General features: G+C 56.1%; 25 protein-coding genes and 1 pseudogene. 12 read left to right on the top strand and 14 right to left on the bottom strand.

Features of this window, described 5'->3' with window-relative positions; genetic code table 11:
* The first annotated feature begins 35 nt into the window (after positions 1-35).
* Complete coding sequence (locus AC3DKS_RS14585) at positions 36-866, top strand: UbiA prenyltransferase family protein (protein ID WP_272608207.1); 831 nt, start codon at positions 36-38, stop codon at positions 864-866.
* Here AC3DKS_RS14585 and AC3DKS_RS14580 read toward each other — a convergent pair.
* Complete coding sequence (locus tag AC3DKS_RS14580) at positions 848-1,093, bottom strand: hypothetical protein (RefSeq protein ID WP_015753926.1); 246 nt, start codon at positions 1,091-1,093, stop codon at positions 848-850. The genes AC3DKS_RS14585 and AC3DKS_RS14580 overlap by 19 nt on opposite strands.
* Complete coding sequence (locus AC3DKS_RS14575) at positions 1,090-1,656, bottom strand: sigma-70 family RNA polymerase sigma factor (RefSeq protein ID WP_272608208.1); 567 nt, start codon at positions 1,654-1,656, stop codon at positions 1,090-1,092. The genes AC3DKS_RS14580 and AC3DKS_RS14575 overlap by 4 nt, the downstream gene beginning before the upstream one ends.
* Positions 1,657-1,730: 74 nt before the next feature.
* Between AC3DKS_RS14575 and AC3DKS_RS14570 the strand changes: the two genes are divergently transcribed.
* Positions 1,731-2,087 carry a rhodanese-like domain-containing protein gene (locus tag AC3DKS_RS14570; protein ID WP_272608209.1) on the top strand — a complete coding sequence of 119 codons (357 nt, stop codon included), beginning with the start codon at positions 1,731-1,733 and terminating at the stop codon, positions 2,085-2,087.
* 5 nt (positions 2,088-2,092) lie between these two features.
* Here the strand turns inward: AC3DKS_RS14570 and AC3DKS_RS14565 are convergent, their stop codons facing one another.
* From AC3DKS_RS14565 to AC3DKS_RS14555, 3 genes are read right to left on the bottom strand one after another with little or no spacing between them, the layout of a single operon-like run.
* Entirely contained in the window at positions 2,093-4,123 is a 2,031-nt protein-coding gene (locus AC3DKS_RS14565) for a M3 family metallopeptidase (protein WP_272608211.1), read from the bottom strand.
* 57 nt (positions 4,124-4,180) lie between these two features.
* On the bottom strand, positions 4,181-4,678 hold the full coding sequence (purE, locus tag AC3DKS_RS14560) for a 5-(carboxyamino)imidazole ribonucleotide mutase (protein ID WP_015753930.1): 498 nt from the start codon (positions 4,676-4,678) through the stop codon (positions 4,181-4,183).
* The gene (locus tag AC3DKS_RS14555; RefSeq protein ID WP_015753931.1) at positions 4,675-5,853 is read right to left on the bottom strand and encodes a 5-(carboxyamino)imidazole ribonucleotide synthase; all 1,179 of its coding nucleotides are present in this window, start codon (positions 5,851-5,853) and stop codon (positions 4,675-4,677) included. Before AC3DKS_RS14555 ends, purE begins: the two co-directional genes overlap by 4 nt.
* A 118-nt stretch (positions 5,854-5,971) precedes the next feature.
* Here AC3DKS_RS14555 and AC3DKS_RS14550 point away from each other — a divergent pair, with 118 nt between their 5' ends.
* The 3 genes from AC3DKS_RS14550 (at position 5,972) to AC3DKS_RS14540 (ending at position 8,770) form a co-directional block, all read left to right on the top strand.
* Positions 5,972-7,087 (top strand): adenylate kinase, encoded by a 1,116-nt coding sequence (locus AC3DKS_RS14550; RefSeq protein ID WP_015753932.1) that lies wholly within the window; start codon positions 5,972-5,974, stop codon positions 7,085-7,087.
* A 48-nt stretch (positions 7,088-7,135) separates the two neighbouring features.
* The gene (obgE, locus tag AC3DKS_RS14545) at positions 7,136-8,137 is read left to right on the top strand and encodes a GTPase ObgE (protein WP_272608215.1); all 1,002 of its coding nucleotides are present in this window, start codon (positions 7,136-7,138) and stop codon (positions 8,135-8,137) included.
* 114 nt (positions 8,138-8,251) lie between these two features.
* Positions 8,252-8,770 carry a DUF4136 domain-containing protein gene (locus AC3DKS_RS14540; protein WP_272608216.1) on the top strand — a complete coding sequence of 173 codons (519 nt, stop codon included), beginning with the start codon at positions 8,252-8,254 and terminating at the stop codon, positions 8,768-8,770.
* Between the two features lie 61 nt (positions 8,771-8,831).
* Here AC3DKS_RS14540 and AC3DKS_RS14535 read toward each other — a convergent pair whose 3' ends face one another.
* Together AC3DKS_RS14535 and AC3DKS_RS14530 are read right to left on the bottom strand one after the other, a co-directional pair.
* Positions 8,832-9,617 carry an SDR family oxidoreductase gene (locus AC3DKS_RS14535; RefSeq protein ID WP_015753935.1) on the bottom strand — a complete coding sequence of 262 codons (786 nt, stop codon included), beginning with the start codon at positions 9,615-9,617 and terminating at the stop codon, positions 8,832-8,834.
* A gap of 10 nt (positions 9,618-9,627) precedes the next feature.
* Positions 9,628-9,945: a cupin domain-containing protein gene (locus tag AC3DKS_RS14530; protein WP_272608218.1), complete on the bottom strand. Its 318-nt coding sequence runs from the start codon at positions 9,943-9,945 to the stop codon at positions 9,628-9,630.
* Positions 9,946-10,092: 147 nt separating this feature from the next.
* Between AC3DKS_RS14530 and AC3DKS_RS14525 the strand changes: the two genes are divergently transcribed.
* Positions 10,093-11,448 (top strand): UDP-N-acetylmuramate--L-alanine ligase, encoded by a 1,356-nt coding sequence (locus AC3DKS_RS14525; RefSeq protein ID WP_272608220.1) that lies wholly within the window; start codon positions 10,093-10,095, stop codon positions 11,446-11,448.
* A gap of 28 nt (positions 11,449-11,476) precedes the next feature.
* On the opposite strand, the gene AC3DKS_RS14520 is transcribed toward AC3DKS_RS14525, so the two are convergent.
* Positions 11,477-11,920 carry a DUF1569 domain-containing protein gene (locus tag AC3DKS_RS14520; protein ID WP_015753938.1) on the bottom strand — a complete coding sequence of 148 codons (444 nt, stop codon included), beginning with the start codon at positions 11,918-11,920 and terminating at the stop codon, positions 11,477-11,479.
* A gap of 80 nt (positions 11,921-12,000) precedes the next feature.
* Here AC3DKS_RS14520 and radC point away from each other — a divergent pair, with 80 nt between their 5' ends.
* The 4 genes from radC (at position 12,001) to AC3DKS_RS14500 (ending at position 15,813) form a co-directional block, all read left to right on the top strand.
* Positions 12,001-12,699 carry a RadC family protein gene (radC, locus tag AC3DKS_RS14515; RefSeq protein WP_041327562.1) on the top strand — a complete coding sequence of 233 codons (699 nt, stop codon included), beginning with the start codon at positions 12,001-12,003 and terminating at the stop codon, positions 12,697-12,699.
* 3 nt (positions 12,700-12,702) lie between these two features.
* Complete coding sequence (locus AC3DKS_RS14510) at positions 12,703-14,004, top strand: polysaccharide deacetylase family protein (RefSeq protein WP_272608223.1); 1,302 nt, start codon at positions 12,703-12,705, stop codon at positions 14,002-14,004.
* Between the two features lie 53 nt (positions 14,005-14,057).
* Positions 14,058-14,747, top strand: a complete 690-nt coding sequence (locus AC3DKS_RS14505) for a YjjG family noncanonical pyrimidine nucleotidase (RefSeq protein ID WP_272608225.1) — start codon at positions 14,058-14,060, stop codon at positions 14,745-14,747.
* A 115-nt stretch (positions 14,748-14,862) separates the two neighbouring features.
* Complete coding sequence (locus AC3DKS_RS14500) at positions 14,863-15,813, top strand: hypothetical protein (RefSeq protein WP_272608227.1); 951 nt, start codon at positions 14,863-14,865, stop codon at positions 15,811-15,813.
* A 75-nt stretch (positions 15,814-15,888) separates the two neighbouring features.
* Here AC3DKS_RS14500 and AC3DKS_RS14495 read toward each other — a convergent pair whose 3' ends face one another.
* Positions 15,889-17,172 carry a replication-associated recombination protein A gene (locus AC3DKS_RS14495; protein WP_272608229.1) on the bottom strand — a complete coding sequence of 428 codons (1,284 nt, stop codon included), beginning with the start codon at positions 17,170-17,172 and terminating at the stop codon, positions 15,889-15,891.
* Between the two features lie 92 nt (positions 17,173-17,264).
* Here AC3DKS_RS14495 and AC3DKS_RS14490 point away from each other — a divergent pair, with 92 nt between their 5' ends.
* A complete protein-coding gene (locus AC3DKS_RS14490; RefSeq protein ID WP_272608231.1) occupies positions 17,265-18,161 on the top strand; it encodes a rhomboid family intramembrane serine protease in 897 nt (298 codons plus the stop codon).
* Positions 18,162-18,267: 106 nt separating this feature from the next.
* Here the strand turns inward: AC3DKS_RS14490 and rlmB are convergent, their stop codons facing one another.
* The 5 genes from rlmB to AC3DKS_RS14465 form a co-directional block, all read right to left on the bottom strand.
* Complete coding sequence (gene rlmB, locus AC3DKS_RS14485; protein ID WP_272608232.1) at positions 18,268-19,002, bottom strand: 23S rRNA (guanosine(2251)-2'-O)-methyltransferase RlmB; 735 nt, start codon at positions 19,000-19,002, stop codon at positions 18,268-18,270.
* 64 nt (positions 19,003-19,066) lie between these two features.
* A complete protein-coding gene (locus AC3DKS_RS14480; RefSeq protein WP_148214302.1) occupies positions 19,067-19,801 on the bottom strand; it encodes a hypothetical protein in 735 nt (244 codons plus the stop codon).
* Positions 19,802-19,996: 195 nt separating this feature from the next.
* Complete coding sequence (locus tag AC3DKS_RS14475; RefSeq protein WP_272608234.1) at positions 19,997-20,995, bottom strand: hypothetical protein; 999 nt, start codon at positions 20,993-20,995, stop codon at positions 19,997-19,999.
* 17 nt (positions 20,996-21,012) lie between these two features.
* Positions 21,013-22,659 carry a SusD/RagB family nutrient-binding outer membrane lipoprotein gene (locus tag AC3DKS_RS14470; RefSeq protein WP_272608236.1) on the bottom strand — a complete coding sequence of 549 codons (1,647 nt, stop codon included), beginning with the start codon at positions 22,657-22,659 and terminating at the stop codon, positions 21,013-21,015.
* A 21-nt stretch (positions 22,660-22,680) separates the two neighbouring features.
* Positions 22,681-25,923, bottom strand: a complete 3,243-nt coding sequence (locus AC3DKS_RS14465; RefSeq protein ID WP_041327031.1) for a SusC/RagA family TonB-linked outer membrane protein — start codon at positions 25,921-25,923, stop codon at positions 22,681-22,683.
* Between the two features lie 569 nt (positions 25,924-26,492).
* Between AC3DKS_RS14465 and AC3DKS_RS14460 the strand changes: the two are divergent.
* A pseudogene (locus tag AC3DKS_RS14460) lies at positions 26,493-26,572 on the top strand (30S ribosomal protein S12); the annotation flags it as partial.

Here is a 26,572-nt window from a genome sequence, read left to right as displayed (position 1 = left end):
CCCGGCTTATGAACACTTTGGCATACCTTTGCCCCATGCGCCTTTACCACGCAGTTTTCCGCATGTATGTCGGTGGAAGTATCCACGTTGCGGCCGTATTGCTGGCGCTGCTCTACTATACGGAGCGGCTATCCGGGGCTACCGTGCAGCCGGAGTATTACGGCGCCCTGTTCTTTGGGAGTATTGCGGGTTACAATTGCCTGAAATACGGGGCGGAGCCCTGGAAGTACCGACCGAAAAAGGGATCGCGCATCCGGCTGTTATTTGCCCTGAGCCTCGTTTGCCTGTTGGTGGGCCTGTATTTCCTGTTTCTGCTGGATATACCCTACTGGTGGATGAGTGCGGCATGCGCCGTATTGGCTGCCCTGTATTCGCTGCCCCTGTTTCCGGGCTTTCGGAACCTGCGCAGTTTTGGCTTGCTGAAGGTGCCTCTGGTAGCCCTGGTCTGGGTGGCAGCCACGGTCTGGATACCGGTATGGGGCAGCGGAAGTACTCTTGGCTGGGACCTTTGGGTGGAGAGTGTCCAGCGATTCCTATGGGTGGGATTGCTGATGCTGCCTTTCGAAATACGGGATATGGATTCGGATCCGCCGGCCATCCGTACGCTGCCGAGGCGGCTGGGGATGGCCGGAACCCGCCGGCTGGGGTGGATCGGGGCCTTCTTGCTTTTGGTGACGGTGGCGCTTAAGGATCTGCCAACAGGCGCAGAGTGGGTGAGTAAGGGGCTCGCGGCTGTTTTAACCGGGCTCGCCATCCAGTTCAGCAGCAGGGATCAACCCCCCTATTACGCTTCCTTCTGGGTGGAGGGCATTCCCATGGTATGCCTGGCGGCATTCGTAGCCTGGGATCAGCTGGCCGGGCCCTGACCCCGTTCCTTTTCCAGCCGTTGTTTTAATTTTTCCTTTTCCTCCTCCGGCAGGACGTGGAGTGAAGCCTGGTTGCACAAGTCGGTGAGCCGGCTGTTTTTCCTGGAAAAGCGCGCACATTGCCGGCAGACAATCAGGTGGGCCCACAGCCGGAGCCGCTCCGCCAGGGAGGCTTCCCTGTACTGGTTCTTATGGCAGATCGTTACCGCTTCGTCACAACTGATCATGTCGCTTGTTTAAACCATATTTCGTTCAGGCACCCCATCAGGGCCGTTCGGGCCCTGTGTACGATTACCCAGAGATTAGACGGGTTAATATCCAATTCTTTACAAACATCTTCCGTACGCATCCCGCGTATGGTTTTCATGGTGAATACCTGCGCCTGCTTTTCGGGTAAACGTCCGATGCATTCCCGGATGGCCTGCCCGAGTTCCTCGTTTTCGACCGTGTCGTTTTCCTTTGTGGATTCCGGGTCTGCGGCCATCTCTTCCAGCCAGTCGCCTTCCTGCCCGGATTGGGAGGAATAATGCATCCGGACCTCTGCCTTGCCCTTGAAGGTGTTCGATTTGCGGTAATGATCGATGACTTTGCGTTTGAGGATGGCTATGAGCCAGGTCTTTTCGGCGGCATTCCCTTTAAAGTTGGGAGCCGACTGTAAGCCGGCGACGAAGGTTTCCTGAACGAGGTCCCTGGCGAGTTCCTCGTCGTTTACCCGTACCACGGCGTAATTATAGAGGTAATCCGCATAGCGGTCTACCCATTTTTCTGGATGTAATTCTTGTTTGGGCATCCGGGTAAAACTAGGATCAAAAATAACTGAAATTTAAGGAATAATGCTACCTTGCTCTAAAGAGTCGTTCGTATATGAAACCATTGATCGCGTTATTTTTGGCCATGTGTTCCCTGCAGGTTGCGGCACAGGCGGAACAATTGCCCATGGAGGCATTCAATCCGTCCTCCCTGTCCGAAGGGGCGGTACTGCTGGATGTCCGGACCCCTGCGGAATTCAATGAGGGTCACCTGCCGGGGGCCGTCAATATCGACTGGTTTGCCGACGATTTCAACTCGCGGTTGGAAGATATCCCGAAAGATGCCGAAATCTACCTGTATTGCAAAAAAGGGGGGCGGAGCGCCCGGGCCTCCGAAAGGCTTCTCACCCTGGGCTATACCCGTGTGGTCGACCTGACCGGCGGGTACGACGCTTACCACCCCGGACAGTAAACGAACTAGTTCGCGGCAGGCACCAGGCCGGCCCGTTTGAGCAGGGCGTCGATTTCCGGCTCGCGGCCCCGGAAACGGACATAGAGTTCCATCGGGTCCTCGGTACCCCCCCGCGACAGGATGTGATCCCGGAAACGACGGGCTGTTTCCCGGTCAAATATCCCGGATTCCCTGAATGAGGCAAAGGCATCCGCGTCGAGGACCTCGGCCCATTTGTAGCTGTAGTAGCCCGAGGCGTACCCGCCCTGGAAAATATGCGCAAAAGCCGTGCTCATGCAGGTTTCCGGATGTTCGGGGAAGAGCCGGGTAGGTGCAAATGCTTCGGATTCATGCGCTTTGACATCCGTGATGTCCGACGGGTTGCCCCCGTGCCAGGCCATGTCGAGGAATCCGAAGCTGAGCTGGCGCACCGTGGCGATCCCCTCCTGGAAATTCGCGCTGGCCTTGATTTTTTCAATCAATGTATCCGGCAAAATTTCCCCGGTTTTGTAATGTCTGGCAAAAAGCGCCAGGGCGTCGGGCTCGTAACACCAGTTTTCCATGAGCTGGCTGGGCAGTTCCACAAAATCCCAGTATACCGACGTTCCGGATAGCCCCGGGTAGGTGGTATCTGCGAGCATCCCGTGGAGGGCGTGCCCGAATTCATGGAAGAGGGTGGTCACCTCGTCAAAGGTCAGCAAGGCGGGTTGGCTGGAGGTCGGCCGCGTAAAGTTGCATACGATGGCGATATGCGGGCGCTCCACCGTACCGCCTTTGCGGTATTGGGGTTTATAGGAAGTCATCCAGGCGCCACCCCGTTTTCCGGGGCGCGGGTGGAAATCCGCGTAGAACAGGGCTACCAGCTTCCCATCCGCATCCACAACCCGGTAGGTGCGGACTTCCTCGTGATAGGTGGGGAGGGAATCCTCAGGCTGGAAGGACAGGCCGTAGAGCCGGCCGGCTATTTCAAAAACGCCGTCAATGACGTTCTCGAGCTGGAAGTACGGTTTGAGGATTTCATCGTCCAGCGCAAATTTTTCCTGTTTTAGTTTTTCCGAATAATAGGCTTTGTCCCAGGGCTCCAATTGGGTCAGCCCGTCCCGTTTTTCCGCGTAGGCTGCCAGTTCCCCAAGCTCTCGTTTTGCTGCAGGCAGCGCCTTCTCCAAGAGTTCCTCCAGGAATTCCCGGACGGTTTCCGGGGATTTTGCCATGCGCTGCTCCAGCACGAAATCGGCGTGGCTCGCGTAGCCCAGCAACCGGGCCCGTTCAAAGCGGAGGTTGGCAATCCTGAGCACAATTTCCCGGTTGTCCCGGGCATCGCCGTGAAACCCCTTGCTGCCGAAGGCCAGGTAGAGTTCTTTTCGCAGGTTCCGGTTAGCGGCGTACTTCATAAACGGGAGGTAAGACGGGTAGTCCAGCGTAATGATCCACCCTTCCTTGCCGCCCGACCCGGCGCGTATGCGGGCCGCTTCGCGCTGGGACTCCGGCAGGCCTTCCAGGTCTTCTTCCCGGGTGATGTGCAATTCGTAGGAATTGGTTTCCTCCAGGATGTGCTCCCCGAAGGTGAGCTTCAATCGGGACAATTCCGAATCGATTTCCCGCAGCCGTTTTTTGCCCGCGGCATCCAGCAGGGCGCCGTTCCTCCTGAAGTGCAGGAATTTCTTTTCCACTAAGGTCCGGGATTCGGCATCCAGGTCCATCGTTTCCCGGGCCTCGTAGACTTGCCGGACACGGTCAAAGAGGGACTCGTTCAGTGTAATATCGTTGCTGAATTCGCTGAGCAGGGGGGAGACTTCCTGGGCCAGCGCCTGGATTTCAGCATTGGTCTCGGCGGCATTCAGGTTGAAGAAGATACTGCTGATGCGGTCCAGCCTGGAGCCGGCATAATCCAGGGCTGCAATCGTATTCTCAAAATCCGGCGGGGCCGGATGGTCCGCAATAGCGTCGATTTCCGCCCGGGCTTCGGCCAGTGCTGCGTCAAAGGCGGGCTTGAAATGTTCGGTTCGGATCGATGAAAAAGGGGCAGCGTCAAAGGGCTGCAGCAGCGGGTTCTCCATGTTTTTGGATTTGGAATGCGAGAGGTTTCTATTTCCGGCCGGGCAGTGGCTCTGGCCTCAGCTATTGAATTTGCGGCGCACTTCGCTGGCGCCATCGAGTACTTTCTCCTTGAGGGATTCCTTAAAGGCGATAATTTTTTTAAGTAGTGCGGGGTCGGAACTGCCCAGGATCTGTGCTGCCAGGATACCGGCATTCCGGGCCCCGTTCAGGGCTACGGTGGCTACCGGCACCCCTCCCGGCATTTGCAGGATGGAGAGGACCGAATCCCATCCGTCGATGGAGTTGGAACTCCTGACCGGCACCCCGATAACCGGCAGGGGCGAATACGCGGCTACCATCCCCGGCAAGTGGGCAGCGCCACCGGCCCCGGCAATAATGACGGAAATGCCTTTTTTATGCGCCTCGCTGGCAAATTCAGCGAGCTTTTCCGGCGTCCGGTGGGCCGAAACGATGTCGACTTCCACGGTTATTTCCAACTTTTGCAACAGGTCGATAGCTTCCTGCATGACAGGCAGGTCGCTTGTACTGCCCATGACAACGGCTACTTTACTCATGCTTCCTTCGTTTTGGATTGGACCCGGATCCGGGCCTTGACTTTTGCGGCGGTTTCCCGGGCTTTTTCCAGGGAGGCGTCTGCGATGGTTACGTGCCCCATTTTCCGGAAGGGCCGCGTTTCCTTTTTCCCATAAATATGCGGGCTGACTCCGGGCATTGCCAGGATGTCCCCGATTCCTTCATAGCTCACAGGCCCCCGGTGGTCTGCTTCGCCTACCAGGTTGACCATGACCGTGGCCACCTTGTTATCCGTACTGCCCAGGGGCAGGTTGAGGATGGCCCGGAGATGTTGTTCGAACTGGTCCGTATAACTGCCTTCCAGGCTGAAATGCCCGCTGTTGTGGGGCCGGGGCGCCACCTCGTTAACCAGGATGTCCCCGCCGGGCGTGAGGAAAAGCTCAACGGCCAGCAGGCCGACGGCGCCATATGCCGAAGCGGCCTTTAACGCTATTTCACGCGCTTTGCCGGCCAGCTTGTCCGGGATACGGGCCGGGCAGAGCACATATTCCACCTGGTTGGCTTCCGGGTGGAACTCCATTTCCACTACCGGGTAGGTGACGACTTCCCCGTCCGGGTTCCTGGCTACGATAACTGCGAGTTCCGTGGCAAAATCCACCAGGTTTTCCGCAATGCATTCCACGTTGGGAAGTCCCTGCAGGTCGGCGGCTTCCCGGACGATCTTCACGCCCTGCCCATCGTAACCGAACCGGGCGCTTTTCCAGACAAACGGCAGGGAGAGCCCTCCGTTTTTCAGGCTGTCGGTTATCTCACTGGTGTAGGCAAACCGGGTGAACGGCGCGGTGGGAATACCCTTATCCGTATAGAATAATTTCTGGCTCGCCTTGTTCTGTATGGTCCGGAGCATGGCCGGCGGCGGATAGACGCGCACGCCCTGGTCTTCCAGGTCCTCCAGGGCGGAAACATTGACGTTTTCGATCTCGATGGTCAGGACATCCACGTCCCGGCCAAAGTCCATCACCGTGTCGTAGTCCATCAGGTCGCCTTGCTGAAATTGGTTGCAGGCCAACCGTGCCGGCGCTGCACCGGACGGGTCCAGCACCTTGGTGGCAATATCCCATTGGCGCGTTTTGTAAAGGAGCATTTTCCCCAGTTGGCCGCCTCCCAGGATCCCAAGGGTAAAATCGGTAGAAAAATATGGCTTGGTGCCCGGCATATTCGGGTGTTTTCGTTTTATGAACGGTCCCACAAAAATACAGCTTAATCTCAGAAAGCCGGGGGCCCCCGGTCAAAAAAGAAAAATCAAAACACTATCTTCGCGTTTCTAATAAGGCATGGAACAGTCGGTAACAATTTACGGCAAACGATTTAACCATTTTATCCCGGAATCCGAGATCCTCAGGGCAGTGGAGAAGGTGGCTGCTGAAATCGCGGAGGATTACAGGGACGCCGTACCCGTTTTTGTGGGCGTCCTCAACGGGGCCTACATGTTTGTCTCCGATTTTATGAAACACTACCCGCATCCCTGCGAGCTCACCTTTGTTAAGCTGAGTTCCTACAGGGGGCTGACCTCCACGGGGATTGTGGAAACCCTGCTGGACCTTCCCGAACAGGTAGAGGGGCGGCACGTTATCATCCTGGAAGACATCGTGGATACGGGGCGCACCCTCCAGGAACTCGTGCATTTGTTTGCCAACAAGAATGTCAAAGACTTCAGGATAGCCACCTTGTTCTACAAATCGGAAATCTACAACGGGGAGTACCCGATCGACTATTTCGGCCTGGAAATCCCCGATAAATTTATTGTGGGTTACGGCCTGGATTACAAAGAGCAGGGCCGGAACCTGCGCGATATTTACCAACTAAACAAACCACCCATGATCAACCTGGTCTTATTTGGGAAACCCGGGGCCGGAAAAGGTACCCAGGCGGCTTTCCTGAAAGAGAAGTACGACCTGAAGCACATCTCCACCGGCGATGTGTTCCGATACAACATCAAGAACGGCACGGAACTCGGCAACCTGGCGAAATCCTATATCGATAAAGGGGACCTGGTGCCCGATGAGGTTACCATCCGGATGCTGCAGGAGGAGGTCGAGAAAAACCCGGAAGCCGCAGGCTTTATTTTTGACGGGTTCCCCCGGACTGTGGCGCAGGCCGAAGCCCTGGACGATTTCCTCCGGACCAAGGACATGCAAATCGACGCTACCATTGCCCTGGAGGCCTCGGACGACGTCCTGCTGGAGCGACTCCTGGAGCGCGGCAAGGTCAGCGGCCGTTCGGACGACCAGGACCCGGAGAAAATCAAGAACCGTTTCCGGGAATACAACGAGAAAACGGCACCCCTTAAATCCTACTACGAGGAACAGGATAAATTCTACAGCGTAAACGGGATCGGCGAGATCCAGGAGATTACCGACCGCCTGGCCGGGGTCATCGAATCGCTGTAGGACCAATCAGCGGCTGCAACAGGCCGCAGTAACCAACACCTGCACCCCATGACGGAAGGCAACTTTGTCGATTATGTTAAGATCCACCTCCGGTCCGGGAAGGGGGGGCAGGGTTCTGCGCACCTCAGGCGCGAAAAATACGTCGCCAAGGGCGGTCCGGACGGCGGGGACGGCGGCCGGGGCGGCCATGTGATCGTCCGGGGAAACAAGGATCTCTGGACCTTGCTGGGCTTTAAGTTCAAACGCCACTTCCAGGCGGGCCACGGGGAACACGGAGGACGCCAGCGCAGCACCGGGGCGGACGGGGAAGACGTCGTTCTGGAGGTTCCGTTGGGCACGGTGGTAAAGGATACCGATTCCGGGGAGCAACTCTTTGAGATTACCGAAGACGGGCAGGAGGAGATCGTGGCCGAAGGCGGGAAGGGGGGCCGGGGCAACTGGCACTTCAAGAGCTCCACAAACCAAACGCCCCGCTATGCCCAGCCGGGGTTGCCCGGGGAGGAGAAAAACCTGCTGTTGGAGCTTAAAGTGCTCGCGGATGTTGGGCTAGTGGGCTTTCCGAATGCCGGAAAATCCACGCTCTTAGCCGCCTTGACTTCCGCCAAGCCAAAAATTGCCGACTACGAGTTTACCACTCTCAAACCCAACCTGGGGATTGTCAAATACCGGGATTTTCAGAGCTTTGTCATCGCGGATATCCCGGGGATTATCGAAGGCGCCTCCGAGGGGAAGGGCCTGGGGCATTATTTCCTGAGACATATCGAGCGAAATGCCTTGTTGTTGTTCCTGGTGCCGGCAGACAGCCAGGACATTGCCTCCGACTACCAGGTCCTGCTCGGGGAACTCCGCAAATACAACCCGGAACTGCTGGACAAGCGTCGGTTGCTCGCCGTTTCCAAGTCCGACCTGCTCGACGCGGAGCTCACCCGGGAACTCGACGCTGAATTGCAGAACAGTTTGCCCGGGGTGCCTAACCTGTTTATCTCCTCGGTTTCCGGCCAGGGCCTGACGCAGCTGAAGGATCAGCTCTGGAAGCTGTTGAACGAATAAGCCCGGAACCATTGAACGAATAAGCCGGGAGCCGTTCAACGAATAGGCCGGACAACGCTTTACCACTAGCGCCAATTTGCGTAATTTAGGGAGGAAGACCCAAGTACCTCTGCTATGAATCACCTTCGGATACTGATCTGCCTCCTATTGGTTTCAGCATGCGGAACCGTCCGGGTTCAAACCGATTATGAGCGGGAACAGGACTGGTCCGCTTACGGCACCTATAACTTCTACCCCGAAATGCAAACCGGGCTGAGCGACCTGGACGCGCGCCGTTTGCTCGACGCCGTGGAAACAGTCCTTCGGCAGCGCGGGTTCCAGCAATCCGAGGAACCGGACTTTTTGGTAAATATTTACAGCGATACCTACGACCGGCCGTCGGGCAGCAGCGTGGGCTTTGGCATGGGGGGTACGGGCCGGCAGGTGGGCGGCGGGGTATCCGTTGGCATCCCGGTCAACGGCAACGGGCTGGAGCGGCGGATTACCTTTGACGTGATAGACCGCACCAGGGAAACCCTGGTATGGCAGGCAATCACTACCGATCGGTTCCCGGAGCAGGCCGACCCGGCGGAACGCGAGGCCCGGCTATTGCAGGTGGCGCAAAAAGCGTTTTCATCCTTTCCTCCCCGGTAGCGGGCTGCCGGGTTGCCGGCCTTCCGACCGGATGCGGGAATCCCCCTTTCGTTCTGGCGGGTTAATAGGAACGTAGCAGCCCGCCGTCCAGCGGGATCACCGCCCCGGTGATATACGCAGCCCTGTCGGATGCCAGGAAGGTGGCCAGGTACCCGTACTCTTCGGGCTTCCCAAACCGGCGCAAGGGGACATTATCCAGGAGTTTCCCGGTGACTTCGGACGTGTCAACGCCCATTTGCTCCGCTTTTTTATTGTTCAGGGAGGCGAGTCGCTCCGTGTCGAAATAGCCCGTAAGCACCGAATTTACCGTAATGCCATGGGGCCCGGCATCGGAGGCAAGCGTTTTGCCCCAACTCACCACAGCCGCGCGGATACTATTGGAAAGCGCCAGGTAGCCCAGCGGCTCGCGGACGGAAACCGAGGCGACATTGATGATGCGCCCCCAACCCTGTTGCCGCATGTGGGGCAGGGCGCAGTGCGTCGTATGCACCACGGATTTAAACAACAGGTCAAACGCCTGTTGGTAGTCGTCCACGGTCTGCTCCAGGCTGGTGCCTGCCGGCGGCCCCTGCGTGTTGTTGACCAGGATATCGACCGGGTCATTTTCAAGAAACTCCGCGATTTGCGTTTTATACGTTGCAAGGTCCGTATAGTCTACCTGGATAAACCCGTGCCCGCGCCCGGTTTCATCCGCCAACTCCCCGACGAGTTGCCGGAGTTTGTCCCCGCTCCGGGCCGCGAGGGTTACCCGTGCACCGCTGGCTGCGAGTTCCCGGGCAACCCCCAGGCCGATACCCCGGCTGCTGCCGCCTACCAGGGCGTGTTTCCCTTCTAATGAGATTTCCATATCCTTCGGTTTATCGGTATTCTTCGCGAACGGGGGCAAAGGCGTCCAGTAACCGGCAGGGGGTCAGGGCCTTCCCGCTGTGCATCGCCCCCGACGGGATCAGGACGATATCCCCCGGGCCGTAGATGCCCGTATGCCCGTCCAGCGTAAATTCAAAACGCCCCTCCAGGACGTGCATGATTTGTTCGTGTTTGTGTTGGTGCGGGGGCACCTCGGCCCCTTCCCGGACCTCCCAGAAGGCCAGGCTCATTTTTTCTCCGTGTACCATCCGCCCGTTGAATCCGGGCATGATTTCCCTGGGGGCCATCGTGTTGAGCGAGTATTCCATAAACGAAATATTTCCTTGGGAAAAGTTCCCGTGTTCGCGGTGTAAATTACGCCTTTCGTCCCCAAAAGACAAGGTCGTTGCCGGAGGGCACCCGGGCTGGCCAACCCATGTGCATTGCGTATCTTTGGCGGCAGCTATCCAATAGGTATGAACATCCATTTTATCGCCATAGGCGGAAGTGCCATGCACAACCTGGCGCTCGCGCTCCACGACAAGGGACACCGAATCAGCGGGAGCGACGACGTCATTTTTGAACCTTCCAAAACCCGTTTGCAAAAAGCCGGGTTGCTCCCGGACACCTTTGGGTGGTTCCCGGATAAAATCCACAGCGGCCTGGACGCGGTGATCCTCGGGATGCATGCGCGGGCCGACAACCCGGAACTGGCCCGGGCCCGGGAACTCGGGGTGCCCATCTACTCCTATCCGGAATTCCTGTACGAACAGGCCAAAGACAAGACCCGCGTGGTTATCGGGGGCAGCCACGGGAAGACGACGATCACTTCCATGATCCTGCACGTACTCAGCTACTGGGACAAACCCGCGGATTACATGGTGGGGGCGCAACTCGAGGGTTTCGACCGGATGGTCCACCTCACCGGGGAGAATGAGTTTATGGTCCTGGAAGGGGATGAGTATCTCTCGTCCGCCATCGACCGGAGGCCGAAATTCCATTTGTATCAACCGAACATTGCGCTGCTAAGCGGGATTGCCTGGGACCATATCAACGTGTTCCCCACCTTTGAAAACTACCTGGAGCAGTTCCGGATATTCCTGGAGGGGATTGTCCCCGGCGGCAGCATTACCTACAACACGGAAGACCCCGAGGTGAAGGCGCTTGTGGAGGGCCTTCAGGCGCCGATCCGCAAGTTTCCCTATGCCACGCCGGATTATGAAATCCGGGACGGGGTAACCTACCTGGACACCCCGGAAGGCATGATGCCGCTGAAGGTGTTTGGCCGGCACAACCTGAACAATATGGCAGGTGCCCAGTGGATCTGCCAGCAAATGGGGGTGGATGCCACGGAGTTCTACGAAGCCATGGCAACCTTTAAGGGGGCTGCGCGCCGCCTCGAATTACTGGCGGGGAATGATTCGGGATACCTGTTCAAGGATTTTGCGCATTCGCCCAGTAAGGCGCATGCCACTACCCGGGCGGTCCGGGAGCAATACCCCGGGAAAAAGCTCGTCGCCTGCCTGGAATTGCACACCTACAGCAGCCTGAACGCGGACTTCCTGTCCGACTACAGGGGAAGCCTGGATGCCGCAGACCGCGCCCTGGTGTTCTACACCCCCGAAGCGCTAAAGATCAAGGGTTTGGAGGAAATCAGCCCGGAGGATATCCAACGTGCTTTTAATCTGCAGCATCTGGAGGTATATACAGAAACGGCCGCGCTACGGGAGGCGCTGGAGGACCTGGAGGTTTCCGATACCGTCCTGCTCATGATGAGCAGCGGGAATTACGGGGGGCTGGATCTGGAGGCGCTTGCCGGAAAATTCAGGTAAGGGGCCGCACCGGCTTTTCCGTGCGGGCTTATTTCCCAAATTGGCGGAGGTGGTGGTCCAGGTGCTTGTATTGCATTTTCCCCCATTGTTCCGGGGTTAGTTCGCCGAACATGGGGTGGGGGTTCCACACTTTGCGGTCCTTCAGGGCGTGGCAGGCATCCACCAGGTCTATCAGTACCGGAAATTCCGCGTCGAAATCCCTGGGTTCGGTAGCTTTAGCGCCGGGGGCAGTTGGCAGGTTTTTACGCCATAACCGGTCGTTGTAGAGGCTTTTTTTGAAGAACCAAAGGAGTAGGGGGTTCGTGCGCATCCGGACGTCCTTGTTTTTGATGGCTATTTTGAGGGGGAATTGGCAATGCCATACCATCTGCCCTGCGCTCATACGACCCCAGGCCGGCTTGTCGTCGGCCCTGAGCTGTTTCAGGCGGGATTTGATTTCCCTGTGGGCTTCCGGGTCAAAGAGGGATTTCACAATTCGAGTTTTACGGAAAGTTACAAAATTCAGCGGCTGCTGCTGGAGGATTGCGTTTTCAAATTGTTATCTATTTTTATATGCCGGAACTGAAACCCAATGAATCCATTCCCTGCTGGTCGCCCGGGGAACGCCCCAGGGAGCGCCTTCTGGACGCCGGGGTAACCGCCCTGTCGGACGCGGAATTGCTGGCCGTGCTGTTGGGTTCCGGGACGCGGGGGGAAACAGCCCTCGCGCTTGCGCGCCGTATCCTGGGAAACGCCGGGGGCAGTCTGAGCGGCCTGGAACGCATATCTGTGGAAGGGCTGCGCTCCTTTTCCGGGGTGGGGCCGGCGAAAGCCGCCGCGATTGCCGCTGCCCTGGAGGTGGCCAGGAGGTTGGCAAACGGCCCGGGGCTCAAGCGTATCCGGATCCGCGAAAGCGCGGATGCATTCCGGATGCTCCAGCCGGTGCTTGCCCGCCTGGACCACGAAGAATTCTGGGTGCTTTACCTGAACAATGCAAACGGGGTCCTCAGCCGGTTCCAGTTGAGCAAAGGCGGGCTGACGGGGACCCTCGTAGACGTTCGGCTGTTGCTGCGTAAAGCCCTGGAGTTACACGCCGTGTCCCTGGTTCTGGCCCATAACCACCCATCGGGGAACCTGCAGCCGAGTAAAGCGGACCGGCAGATTACCCGTAAAATTGAAAAAGCGGCCCGTTCCATGGATATCCGGGTGCTCGATCACCTGATACTCGGAGGAACGGCGTATTTTAGCTTTGCAGACGAACAATTACTTTAGGCATTGACAGAACTTCTGATCTATACCCATAAGATAAGCCCGCGTTTTACGTATACGGCCCGGCAGCTCTTTACCAGGATCCTCGGGATTGAAGTACGCTTTAGCAGTAAGGTGGAAGATTTTATCGGTCACAAGGGCCCTAAAATCACCTATACGCGCCAGCCGCTGCAAAATGAATTTTTTATCCGCAGCCACGACCTGCTCTTTCAGCAGGGGGTGGATACCATCCCCGTCCAGATGGGCCAGTGGGACGGGTTGCCCTGTTTTTTCCGCACCGGGGACCGATCCAACATCCCCTATGACATCCTGGCGGCTTCGTTCTACCTGATCAGCCGGTATGAGGAATACCTGCCGCACGTCCGGGATATGCACGGCCGTTTCCCACCCAGGGAGAGCCTGGCGTTTGAACACGATTTCCTCCACCTGCCCCTGATCGACCTTTGGGCGTACAAACTCCTCGGCCTCCTGAAGGACCGGTTCCCGGAACTCCAGGCAGCTCCACCGGCCTATACATTCCGGCCCGTCATCGACGTGACCACGTCTCACTGCTACGCGCGACGGGGCTTCTTCAGGAGCCTGGGCGGGTTCCTGCTAGACCTTTCCCGGCTGAAATTCCGCAGGACCTGGGACCGCGTCCGGGTTTGGTTCGACCCTTCCCGGGACCCGTACGACAACTACGATGCGCTGATAGATATTCATAAGAAGTTTCCGGTGGCGGCCAAATTCTTCTTCCAGTTTGCCGAGTATTCCACCTATGATAAGAATGTATCCCCGTACAACAACCGGTTCCGGCACCTGATCAAATCGGTGGCGGACTACTCGGTGGTCTCCCTGGCAGCCTCCTATACGGCCTCGGGGAACCTGGAGGTGCTCAAGGAGGAAAAAAGGCGGTTGTCCGACGTGCTGAACCGCCCGGTGAACTATTCGCGCCTGCGCTACAACCGGGTGGACATCCCCCAGACGTACCGCGACCTGATCGAAGCCGAATTCACCGAAGACTACACCATGGGGTACACGCACCGGATCGGGTTCAGGGCCAGCACCTGTACCCCCTTCTATTTCTACGACATCAACCTGGAAACGCAGCAGCCCATCAAGATCTTCCCCTTTGCCTTTCACGATTATTCCCTATTGGCCTTTGCCAACAGGAAGGCGCTCTGGGAGGCTTTGGACGAGCTTTACGCTACTTTGAAAGAGGTCAACGGGTATTTTGGCTGTATCTTTTCCAATGAACTCCTGGGCGGATACCAGACCAAGGGCTGGCTGGAACTCTACGAACAGGTAGTTGCCAAGTATCACAAGTAACCTTCAACAGCCTGATAACCTTTAACAGCCTGATAGAATCCCCAATCCCAACCATGATCGATCACCCCGTCACCGATATCTTTTTTGACCTGGACCACACCCTCTGGGACTTTGAGCGGAATTCGGAAGTCACCTACCGCAATATTTTCAGGGAAGCCGGCCTGCCGGTGGATGTTTCCCGGTTCCTGCAGGTTTATATTCCGCTGAACCTGCAACTCTGGAAGGAGTATCGGGAAGGCAGGATTCAGGCGGAAGAATTGCGGTACCGGCGCCTCCGCATCGTTTTCGACCGGCTGGATCTCCGCCTGGACGACCGGCAGATTAACCAGTTGGCCCAGGCGTACATCGACCAGTTGTGTTTACAGACGCACCTGGTCCCGGGTGCTGCGGACATCCTGGGCTACCTGTCCGGAAAATACCGGTTGCATATCATCACGAACGGTTTCGGGGAGGTGCAGTATCGCAAGTTGCGCAATAGCCGGATTGACAGTTATTTCTCCGAAATTGTCCATTCGGAACGGGCCGGGGTCAAAAAGCCCGATCCCCGGATCTTCCACCTTGCCACGGAATTGGCGGGCGTCCCAGCCAGTCGGTCGGTGATGGTAGGGGATAGCCTGGAGGCGGATGTCCTGGGTGCCCGCTCTGCAGGTCTGCAGACGGTTCATTTCCATGTCCACCCGGAGCCGGCGGATACCGCAGGCCCGGTGATTTACGGCCTTGAGGAACTAAAATCCCTCCTGTAACCGCCAGGTCCCCGTAAGGGGGGCGTGTGGGTAAGGACCCGGTGCCCGGACCGCCTGCTACCTTTCCAGTTCGGATTAAAAATCCTATCTTGGAGTTCTAAGAGATTAATCTACTATGTTACTGAGGATTAGTGTGTTGCTGTTTTTTAGCTGCTGTGTTTTTAGCGGCCGTGGCCAGTTGAACCCCTACAAATACATCGTGGTGCCCACGCACTTTGAAGCGTTTAAAAAGGTGAACCAGCACCAGACCAGCACGATTGTTAAGTATTACCTGACAGAAAACGGTTTCCCGGCCGTATACGATACGCAACAGCCGACGGAGCTCCGGATAGACCCCTGCCAGGCTGCCTATGTGAAGCTTCGGGACGATTCGGGTATGTTTATGACCCGCGTCGCATTGCAGTTTGTGGACTGCCAGGGCGAGGTGGTTTTTGAAACCATGGAGGGAACCAGCAAGGAGAAGGATTATGCGGACGCCTACAAAGGGGCAATAGCCGAAGCCTTTCAGTCCCTGGCGGGGATGGGGTACTCCTATACTCCCGGGGATGATATGGCCGGCACGGCTTCGGAATCCATTGGTAATCAGGCTGCATCCGTAAATCAGCCTCCTGGGGGCCAGCTGACCCGGGAGGAGTCTGCCCGTGGCCTTGAAGCCGCCCGAGAGGCGATCCCCCAGCGCCCGGAGAGCCCGGTTTCCGGCAATGTGCCCGCCGCTTCCCGGCCGGATACAGCGGACCCCGGTGGCAGCGGGGCTGATACCGAACCCCGTGTATCGGGTGCCAGCTCCCAAGCTACGGATTCCGGCTCCCATGCAACGGATTCCGGCTCCCCGGCCCCGGATTCCGGCGAATTGTTATATGCCCAGGAAATCGAAAATGGCTTCCAGTTGGTAGACAGTACCCCTAAGATTCGAATGAAACTGATGAAAACCTCCCAGGCCGACCGGTACATCGTTGTGGTGGACGGCGAAACCCGGGGGATGTTGTACCAACAGGACGATTTCTGGATCCACGAGTTTTACGACGCGGGCAAACTGCGGACGGAGCGGATTCGGATTAAATTTTAATGCAGGTCCGCAGACAGATGCAGGTGCCGTAAAATTCCAGGCGGGGACAATTGGGCGAAATCCCCCCGGGGGGTATCACCCTTCAAAATCGTATTTATCCTTCCAGCGGGATTTTAAAAATTCCACCAGGGCAGCTTCCCGTGCATTCTTACCCGGAGTGTAGAATCCCGTGCCTGACAGGGCCTCCGGGAGGAATTCCATTTCGGCAAAATTCCCGGGTTGGTCGTGGGCGTACTGGTAGTGCGTCCCATAGCCCAGTTCTTTCATCAGTTTGGTGGGGGCGTTTCGCAGCGGCAGGGGCACCGGCAGGTCCCCGCTTTTTTCAACCGCGCCCATGGCCTTGTTGATGGCGGCATACGTGCTGTTGCTCTTGGGGGAGGTGGCCAGGTAAACGGCACACTGGCTCAGGATAATCCGGGCTTCCGGATACCCGATTGCCTGCACCGCCTGGAAGGTGGTATTGGCCATGACCAGTGCCGTGGGATTGGCCAGGCCGATGTCTTCGGAAGCGGCAATGACCATGCGCCTGGCAATGAACTTTACGTCCTCGCCACCGGCAACCATACGGGCCAGCCAGTACACAGCTGCATTCGGGTCGCTGCCCCGGATGGACTTGATAAATGCCGAGATGATATCGTAGTGCTGCTCGCCTGTTTTATCGTATCGCGCGGGCTGGTTCTGCACCAGGTCGGTCACCATTTTGTCTGTAATGCGCACCGGGTCTTCCGGGGAAGCCGAAACGACGAGTTCAAAAATATTCAGGAGCTTACGGCCATCTCCCCCGGAAAGCCTGAGGAGCGCATCGGTTTCCTCCAATTTAATTTCCCGGGACCGGAGCTGGGTATCGCTGGCCATGGCCCGCTCCAGGAGTTTTAGCAGGTCTTCCTTTCCAAACGATTCCAGCGTATATACCTGGCAGCGGGAGAGCAGTGCGGGGATTACCTCGAAGCTCGGGTTTTCCGTGGTAGCGCCGATTAACGTGACCCAGCCTTTTTCCACAGCGGCCAGGAGGGAATCCTGCTGGGATTTGCTGAAGCGATGAATTTCATCAATAAAGAGGATCGGGTTGCGCGTGGTAAACAAGCCACCCCCCTGGCGGGCTTTTTCGATGACTTCCCGGACATCCTTTACCCCGCTGTTGATAGCGGACAGGGTGAAGAAGGGCCGGCCGCTTTCCTCGGCAATGATATGGGCCAGCGTGGTTTTGCCCGTACCGGGCGGGCCCCAGAAGATCATCGAGGGCACCGTACCGTTTGCGATTTGCCGGGTGAGGGCGCCCTGGGGCCCCACCAGGTGGGTTTGGCTCAGGTATTCGGAGAGTTTTCGCGGCCGGACGCGTTCGGCAAGGGGTTCGTTCATAATTCAAAAATACTATAATTAACAGGAAAGCCTCGTGGGATGATCCTGCTGTTTTCCTGCCGGGGCCGGGGATTTTAGTAACTTGGCAGCCTATGTCCGACGAGCAACATTTCCGGTACTCCACCTGGGTCCTGGCCGTGCCCATGGTCCTGGTCCTGGCTATCTGGAGCGTATACCTGCTGGAATTGCGCCTGGGGTTGAACCTGAATACCTGGGGCATATACCCGAGGACCCTGACGGGTTTGCGGGGCGTCCTGGCGAGCCCCTGGATCCACGGATCCCTGGATCACCTGTACAACAACACGCTCCCCCTGGGCATCCTGACAGCGACCCTGTTTTATTTTTACCGTCCCATCGCCTGGCGGACGCTCATCCTCGGCGCGTTACTGACCGGGTTGCTCACCTGGTGCATCGGCAGGCCGTCCTATCACATCGGGGCCAGTGGCATTATCTACTTGTTGGCGAGCTTTATTTTCTTCAAGGGGGTTTTTACCCGGCATTACCGGTTGGTGGCCCTGTCGCTTGGGGTCGTTTTCCTGTATGGCAGCTTGTTGTGGTACGTCTTCCCTATCAAGGAGGGGATATCCTGGGAAGGGCACTTAAGCGGGGCCCTGGTGGGGTTCCTTCTGGCTGCATTCTTCCGGGTCCGGGTGCCTGTGCCGCCCAAATACGATTGGGAACGGGAGGACTACCGGGAGGAGGACGACCCGTTTATGCAGCAATTCGACCAGGAGGGAAATTTTATTGGATCCCCGGAGAGCCCCGACCCGGGCTCCCCAAGTTCAGACATCGCCGGCCCGGATGCCTCAGGCCCGTACGCCTCAGGCCCGGATACCCCCAAAGTCCCCGCACCCCCTGCAAATCCCGGAAGCCGTCGATCCCCGGGACGGGCAACCGTCACCTACCGATACCACTATAAACCGGATGGCCCGGATAAACCGGATGGACAGGATAAACCGGATGGTGCGGAAAACCCGAAAAGCAAATAAAATCCGGAAATCAAAGAAATGCCGTAAAGTCGGGATGAATCATTGGTGCCGGCTCCCGGTTCCGGGCTTGCCGGTTTCGCAAAAAAAATGGTTAAATGCTGATCGCTTACCCCCGTTGTCGCTGGGCTTCGAAGAGGAAAACCCCGCAGGCCACCGAGACGTTCAGGGACTCAATGCTCCCCCGCATGGGTAACCGGGCCCGGATGTCGCAGAGCTTCAGGAGCGAAGGGTGGATGCCCCGGTCCTCAGATCCCATGATCACGGCCAGGGGCCCGGTAAGGTCCGCCTCGTAGAGTGTGCTTTCTGCTTTTTCGGTGGCAGCCACCAGGCGCACCCCGGAGGCCTGGAGGTAGTATACAACGTCTTTCAGGTGCGGGCTTCTCGCTATGGGAAGGTTAAATGCAGCCCCAGCGGAAGTTTTGATCGTATCGGCCGAAACGGGAGCACTGCCGCTGGCGGGGAGGAAAAGCCCGCTGACGCCGGCACATTCAGCCGTACGGATGATTGCGCCGAGGTTGCGCACATCGGATACACCGTCCAACAGGAGGAAGAGAGGAGCCTTGTCCCGGGCCAGTGTTTCATCGATCAGGGCCGTATGTTCCCGGTACGTGATCGGGGAGAGCACGGCCACCACCCCCTGGTGGTTGCGCGATTCAAAGCGCCGGAACCGCTCTGGCGGAACCACCGTAAGGCTCATATTATGCTTTTTGGCCGCTTCCTGCAACTGCCGGAACAGGTTGCCCGTAAGATCTTTGCGCACTAGGACTTTTTCCGGGGTCTTCCCTGCTTCAAGCGCTTCCAGGACCGCGCGTATGCCAAAGATGTGGAGTTCCTCTTTCATGGATTGAAGGTAAAAAAAAAACCACCTGCCCGGGCAGATGGTTTTTGGGAATATTTAATTGGGATCAGGCCTGCTGGTCCAGGAACTTGAAAACCCGTACAAGGTCTTCCTCCCGGTTCAGGTTGATGTCCTCCTCCTTGATAAATTCCTTGAGTTTTTCCTGAATCTCCTTATCGGAGAAGGAGCGTAGGAATTTACCCTTGCGCGTCGGCACATAATGGGCAACCTTGCTGTCGTCCGTGAAGTAGTAGTACTCTACAAACTTCGAAAACTTGTTCGGGGTGGGGCGGAGCAGCGGGTTGGCCGGTTTGGTCCCCTCGGTGAACTTAACGTTCTTTTTGAAAAGCAGGTGGTATTTTTCCCCATCCTTCAGTTCGTAGAGATACCCGTTCCGCATTTGTTCATCCTTATTCTCATAGGTCATCAGGGAGAGCTCATTGCCGCTTACCAAATCCACCAGCCGAAGCTCCCGCATAGTTGCCAGAGAAGTAACCTCTTCCCCGGGAACCTGGGAGTCCTTAATCTCGATTTCGTCATTGAAAGCATTGTGGCGGTAGAAAAACTTTCCTACCAGTTCGTCCCCGTAATACACCTCGCAGGGTTTGAAACTCTCTTCGATATACGGGGTGCCCACGGTTTCCGTAATGGAAGACTGCGCATCTTTCTTCTTGCGCATTTCAGAGAAGAAATTCCCGGTTGCGGCACTCATGCCATTGTTGCGCAATTGCCGGTTGGCCTGGGCGGAAAGGGTGCCGGACGCGGCCACGGACAAAAGGACTATCATTATATTTTTAAACATCTCAAAAATTTTGCGAAATATAACAAAATTAAAGGGCTTCCTGAGTTTCATTCGACATATTAACAAAACCTTTAGACACCCGGTAATTCAAAGCGATACTCATATGATTTTATGAAATTTGAACGCCTGTTTTTTGAGGAAATACAAAAAAAAGACCGCCCCGAGAGGCGGTCTTTACAATTTAAGTAAACTGATCTACAGTTTGGTCAGACGCAAACGAACATCGTAAGTGCCGGTGTCACATCCTCCGTCGGGATCAAAGTCCTCTACATAGAGGATGATCTCGTCACTGGTAAAATCCGTGTTGTCGAAGAAGGTGATGGTAGCATCACTGTTCGACTGGCTAATCGGAGTAGCTCCACCATCACAAGATAACCCGATATTCGCACCGCTGATAAATACGCGGTCACAAACAAAGTTCAGGGTCATCGTACTACCGATGGCGAAGGACGCCGGGTAATACGTGAAATCGAACGTACGGCTTGTTCCACTGCCACTGAGCGTAACCGTTTGGGTGGCGAAAGTATCCCCGAAAGAGGGGAAGAACGGGTCAGCACCCAGGTCGAGCTGCTCCAACAGGTAATCACCTGTAAAGAAGTCCGGCTGGTCAAAGTCGCAAACCAGGGAGGCAATCAGCTGGTATTGGGAAGAATAGTATCCCCCAACAGCTGCAACGTCCCCGCTCACATCATCCGGGCCGATTACATCTCCATCCGTGGTGGTCAATTCCCAGGTTACCAGGAAATTGTCCCCTCCGGAGAGGTCGTCGATCGTAACGCCAACGGCGTCCATGGCTTCCTGCAGGGAATAGCTGAATGAAGCTTTCATGTTGCCATAGTCCCCTTCGGTATCGAAGTCTGCCGGCCCCAGGGAGCCAAAAGCAGCGGGGCCCGCAGAGCGGTCTACACCATCCTCGTCATTGTTATCAATAAATGATACCTGAAAGTCCACGCTTTGCAGTTTATCCAGGGACGGGTCGTTGGGAACGAGTTGGTATTCCAGTTCCCAGGTGTGCATCGAACTGGTATTGAATATATCCAGATTCGAACCCGACTGGTTTAGGATCCGGAGGAATGGAGTTTCGGTATCCACTCCGTCGAAAACTTGATCGATCACCTTATCATCGCTCTCGCAACTAAAGAAAGCGAGAGTCAACGCCAAGGCTAAGTATTTGATATTTAAAATCTTTTTCATCTTACTTCGGAGTTTTATTAGTTAGAGAACGGGAAGCTCGGTCCTGCCGGGTTGTTGTCCCAGAAGACTTGCTGCGTGTGATCTCCTTTTTGAGTGATAGACGAGTTGTTGTTGGCCTCTGTAGACGGATAGAAGAACGAGCGAACCAGGTTCCCCGGGCTCGGGTCGATATTCGGCTGGAGGTTATCCGGATATCCGGTCCTCCGGTAGAAGTTAAAGGCATCCATTCCGTTACCGTACTGGGCTACGTAGAATTCCTGAGCCAGGACATTCCACCCGCCTTCGCTGTCAGCGTCAAAAGCGTCCCCAACCGCTGTTGCGTGGGAGGCGATATCCGCATCGCTGGGCTCGAATGAAAGGTCGGCGGTCGGATCGACAGATCCGAAGCTGCTCACTTTCTCTACGCTCTTGGCAAGGCCGTCCAGCAGATGCTGGCGGGCTGCGGGCGTGTTGCCGCTAACCAGGGCGATTTCGGCTTCCCAGAAATCTACAGTAGACGCGAGGAGTACAGGAGTAATACCGGCTCCGCCGCCACCATCTCCGAGTACCTGGCCTTCGAAGGTGTCGTCGTCAAACTTCCCTCCGGCAGGATACACTCCGATGATAGACCGCAGGAAACCATCCGGCGGAATCCCTTCGTCGCTACCGTGGTCGCGGCCCCAGTAGCCGTTCTCCAGGCTACAGAACGGAAAGCCGTTGTAGTGTACGGGAGGTGATTGCAGGGAACACTCAATGGTCTCAAGGTTCGGTGGAACACCGGGAGCACCCGGGGTTTCAGCATTCTGGCGGTAAAAGTAGTAACGCATCCGCGGGTCGTCCATATCCATCATGTACTGCATGAGGTGGTTGGAACGATAATCATTGGCCCCGGAAGGCGTATAGTCCCCGGCGTACTGCGGGTGCCGTGTATCCGGCTGTACCTCCTGCGTGCCCCACTGGAACTGCATGTCGTCTTCGATAGAGGAAATGTAGTTGCCGCTGCTGATGATGCTGTTAAACTGGCTCACTGCGCTGGCATCTACCAGGCGGGTGTTGACCAGTAACTTCAGCTTTAAGGTGTTACAGGCCTTTACCCAGGCATCGGCATCCCCGTTAAAGAAGTAATCCGTGCCGGGGGCAACTCCACCTGCGTTGAAATTGGCAATCGCCTCATCCAACAGGTCCAGCATGGCCGCGTAAATGGCCGCGCCTGAATCGGCGCTAGGGTTGAAATTATCCGCGCCCTGGTTAGCCTCGGAATAGGGAACATCCCCGAAGTTGTCGACCAGCATGGTCATGGAGAAAGCCTCCATGAACTGCCCCATTCCTTTATGGAAGGGCAGGTCGTCCGTATCGGCAATGCCGTACAGGGCATAGGTATCTGTCAATTGTTCGGTATATACGTCGGTCCACTGGACGTTGAAGTCGCCCGGGTCGTAAACGGTCCGGTACTGGCGGCCAAACATATATTCGATTCGTGCAAACTCAGCGTTCCGGGTCCCTACGGTCTGTACCGTACGGATAAATTCCCGCTGGATGCTGTTCAATAGGAAATCTGGAGAGGCACTTTCCGGGGAGAGTGCATTCGGATTGTTCCGAAGATCCAATTCCGTGGTTTCACATGACTGGAACGTCAACGCTCCGGCAGCCAGGATGAAACTCGCTATTTTTAATACTTTTTTCATAATCTATTGCTATATTTTTTTTTAGAAACTGGCTTTGATGCTGAATCCGTAACGCTTGGAGCTCGGTCCGTTCAGGTAATCGAATCCCTGGCCATTTCCTACTCCGATACCCGCTACGTTGGGATCGAAATTGGAGCTTTCCGGCACATTGAAGGCCTTATACCACAGGTTAAATCCTGAAACGGTAAAGGAAAGGCTTCCAAACGGCGTTTTGTCCAGGTATTTGCTCGGCACACTGTATCCGAGGGATACCTCCTGGAGACGGAGCGTGGTAGCATCGTAAATCTGCAGCTCGGAAGGTCCGAAAAGCACGTTGCTAAAGTAATAAGCAGAGTTGTTGATGGCTACGGTGTTCGGGCTGCCGTCGGTGCTTACACCCGGCAGGATGAACGTGGCTTCCCGGTTGTCCGTATCGGCAATCAGCCCCCGTCCGAGTAGCGTGGCTACGGTTTGGGAGTAGATGTCCCCACCTTGCTGGTGGTTGAACAGGAAGCTCAGGTTGAAGCCTTTGTAATTCAGGTCACTGCCTACGTTGAGGATGAAATCCGGAGTCGGGTTCCCGATGACGGGCAGACGACCGTTTTCATCTACTTCTTCCGAAATGTAGTTTCCGTTACTATCCACAACAAACTCGCCGTTCTCGTTCCGCTGGATGCGGCTACCGACAATCACCCCGAGTTGCTCGCCTTCAATGGCGGCGTTCCCCAGGTTGGTGAAACCGGCGTACACGATGATATCGGTGTCTTCTCCCAGATCAGTAACTGTAGACTGGTTCGTGTTGAAATTGGCATTTACGTTCCAGCTGAAATCCTCAGTTTGAACCAGGGCTGCTCCCAGGTCAATCTCAAGTCCTTCACCTTCGATTTCCCCGACGTTCGTCTGGATGGTGGTACCACCGGTAGCCGGCCCCAGGGGACGGTTGACGATCAGGTCGTTGGTGAATCGCTTGTAGGCGGAAACATCCAGCGTCAGGAAGTTAAAGAAACGCCCTTCCAAACCTAATTCGTACTCGGCGTAACGCTCGGGCTTGATATTCGGGTTGGCCAGGGTGTTGGATACCGTGTTGGAAACCACAAAGGCACCATCCTGGTCAACGAAGTTCTGCGTGTTCAGGAACAGGTCGACAGAAGTCGGATACCCGGTTGCAAAACCGGCAGATTCCCCGTAACCACCCCGGATCTTCAGGTAGTTGATCCCTCCCGGGCTCGACAGGCCGTCAAAGGCCGAAGTCGGGATAAAGGAGAAGCTACCACCTTTGTAGAGGAGGGAGCGGTTGTCCACCGACTGGTTGGAAACCCAGTCGTTCCGCGCATTCAGCGTCAGGTAGAGCCAGCTGTCGTAGCCAAAGTCTACCTGGCCGTACAGACCGACGATGTTCCGCTGCTGCGTAAATTGGATTTCATCCTGCAGGTCGAAGTTGAAGTGACGGAGGACGCCGAAGACGTTCTGGCCGCTACTGGCAACCCCCTGTTGGTCGAAATGCGTCAGTCGCGACTGCCCACCGACGTTAAACGTCAGGTCCAGTTTTTCGGAGAGGTCATAGGATCCGTTCAGGATCACATCGTGGTTCCAGATGGTGTTGTTGTTGTCCCAGGTCTGGTAAACCCCGCTGATATATTGGGTAGACACCCCGATACCTCCTTTGTTCTGAGCGTTCAGGTTACGCTCGTTGTACACGTCGTAACCAAAGCGGTAGAGCAGGTTCAGGTTGTCGTTGATATCGTATTGGGCTGAGATGTTACCAAAGGCCCGGTTGGTCAGCTGACGCGTAAAGGCGTTGTTCACTGTCCAAAGCGGGTGTTGGATACTGTTGTTCTGACGGTAGTAAACGCTTCCTCCGGTGATCGGGTTCTGGAACGGGATGTTCATCAGGTCTACCGAACGCGGCGTAAAGAATACGTTACTAAATACAGAAGCACCGCTACCGATTACCTGGTTACCGTCTCCGAGAGCTACAGGAGGCGATTTGAAATCGGTACGGGAATAGTTCATCGTCCCGTTGATGGTGAATTTATTGCTGAGCACCGCGCGCCCACCGAGACCGAGAGTATTCCGGTTCAGCGTGTTGCCGCGGGTAAATCCTTCGTCTTCCAGGTGACCGAAGCTCGCGTTGTAGCTCAGTGTTCCGTCGTCGGATGAGCCGTTGGCGTTTACCGAGAGATTGGAAACTGTTCCCGTGCGGAAGAAGTTCGGCACACTGGCGTAGGGCTTCCACTCGTAGCGGCGTCCCTGGAATTCCGGGAAGGCTGCAGGGATGCCCGTAGAGGCACCCGCAGTGGAGAAGGGGTGGAGGATGGTCCCGTCGTTACGAATGTCGTAAACTGACGGGAAGTTTGAAAAGTTCCCCCATCCGGCGCGGCCTTCGCGCTCAAAGGAAGGACCCCAGTTGGAGAAGAACCAGCCGAATGCCTGGTCAAACCCATTCCCGTACTTCATGGTGTAGTCCGGGGTGGAGGCGATCTTGTTAAAGAAGATCGAAGAGGAAACCGTGATTTCCGACTTCTTGGGTTGCCCGCCCACAGCACCGTTCTTGGTGGTGATCAGGATAACCCCGTTCTTACCTTGCTCCCCGTACAGGGTAGCTGCAGAGAGCCCCTTCAGTACGTTGACGCTTTCGATGTTGTTCGGGTCCAGGTCCAGGAAACGGGAGGAACCGTTGTTCCCGTCCACAAAGCTACCCTGGGCGTTGGTGTCGCTACTGAAAGGCACCCCGTCCACGATAAAGAGCGGCTGGTTGTCCTGGCTGAAGGATTGATACCCCCGGATAACGATATTGGTCGCAGAACCTGAAATACCACTTTGCTGGGTAATATTCACACCGGAAGCCTTACCCCTGAGGATACGGCCCACATCACCTTCCGTCCGGTTTTCCAGTTGGTCCTCGTCTACCGAGGAGACCGCATAACCAAGCGCTTTCTTTTCCCGCTTGATACCCTGGGCGGTTACAACCACCTCTTCCAGGGCCTGGGCGTCCTCTGCCATCTGAACGTTAATGGTGTTCCCGGCGCCCACGGTACGGTTCTCTGCACGCATGCCGAGATAGGTGAAGACCAGCACATCGCCTTCACTCGCCTGGATGGCGTAGTTTCCGTCGAAGTCGGTCTGCGTACCCGTGGTACTGCCCTGAACAAGGATGTTAACCCCAGGTAGCGGCAGACCGTCTGCGTCGGCAACCGTACCTGAAATCGTCTTTTCTTGTGCAAAGGAAATCTGCACAACCAACGCTAAAAATAGCGTCAGGATTCCATTTAATTTTGTTCTCATTTTTTAATTATTTGAATTAGCTAAGTGCGAAAATCTTAATTCTGTGTTAATAATCCAAACTTATTTTAATAAAACTTTAAGCGCTGCCGGGATAATTCGTAGTCAAAATTTTAGGCCTTTCCCATTTGTCAGATGCGTATTTTTGACCCCGCCTGGTTGCGAAAAAGATAAAATGACTGCTGCCTGCTGCCGAACGTTCACTTTAAGTCTTTCCGGTAACGAGCGTCATTTTCGACCCCGGCTTTTCGTCGCGCCTTCACAAGACCGGGGGCGGCAGCTGGAGCAGGCGGCCTGTTCCCGGCCAGTGACACGCGATTGCTTCCCCGCAACTCATGTGGAAGTGTTGGGGAGACACAACCGGGCCCCTATATATATTAAGGTATAACCGAACGGCAAAACCGGCATCCGGGTGCGTGCGGTTTCAGGTGTGCGGAGGGGTCGGTCCGGGGATGAAGGGTTGCGGGGATAAAAATGCCTTAAAATTAAATGTCAGGGATTTGAATTACAGGAAATAATTGCTACATTTGCCAGCCCTTAAACAGGGGTATATTTTTTTATCAAGCGATTTTATGCCAACAATTTCACAATTAGTACGAAAAGGAAGGGCCACAATTACCAAGAAGAGTAAATCGGCTGCTTTGGATTCGTG

The organism is Robiginitalea sp., assembly GCF_982776155.1.
Note: the sequence above shows the minus strand (reverse complement) of the source record. Positions and strands in the feature narration are given on the sequence as shown.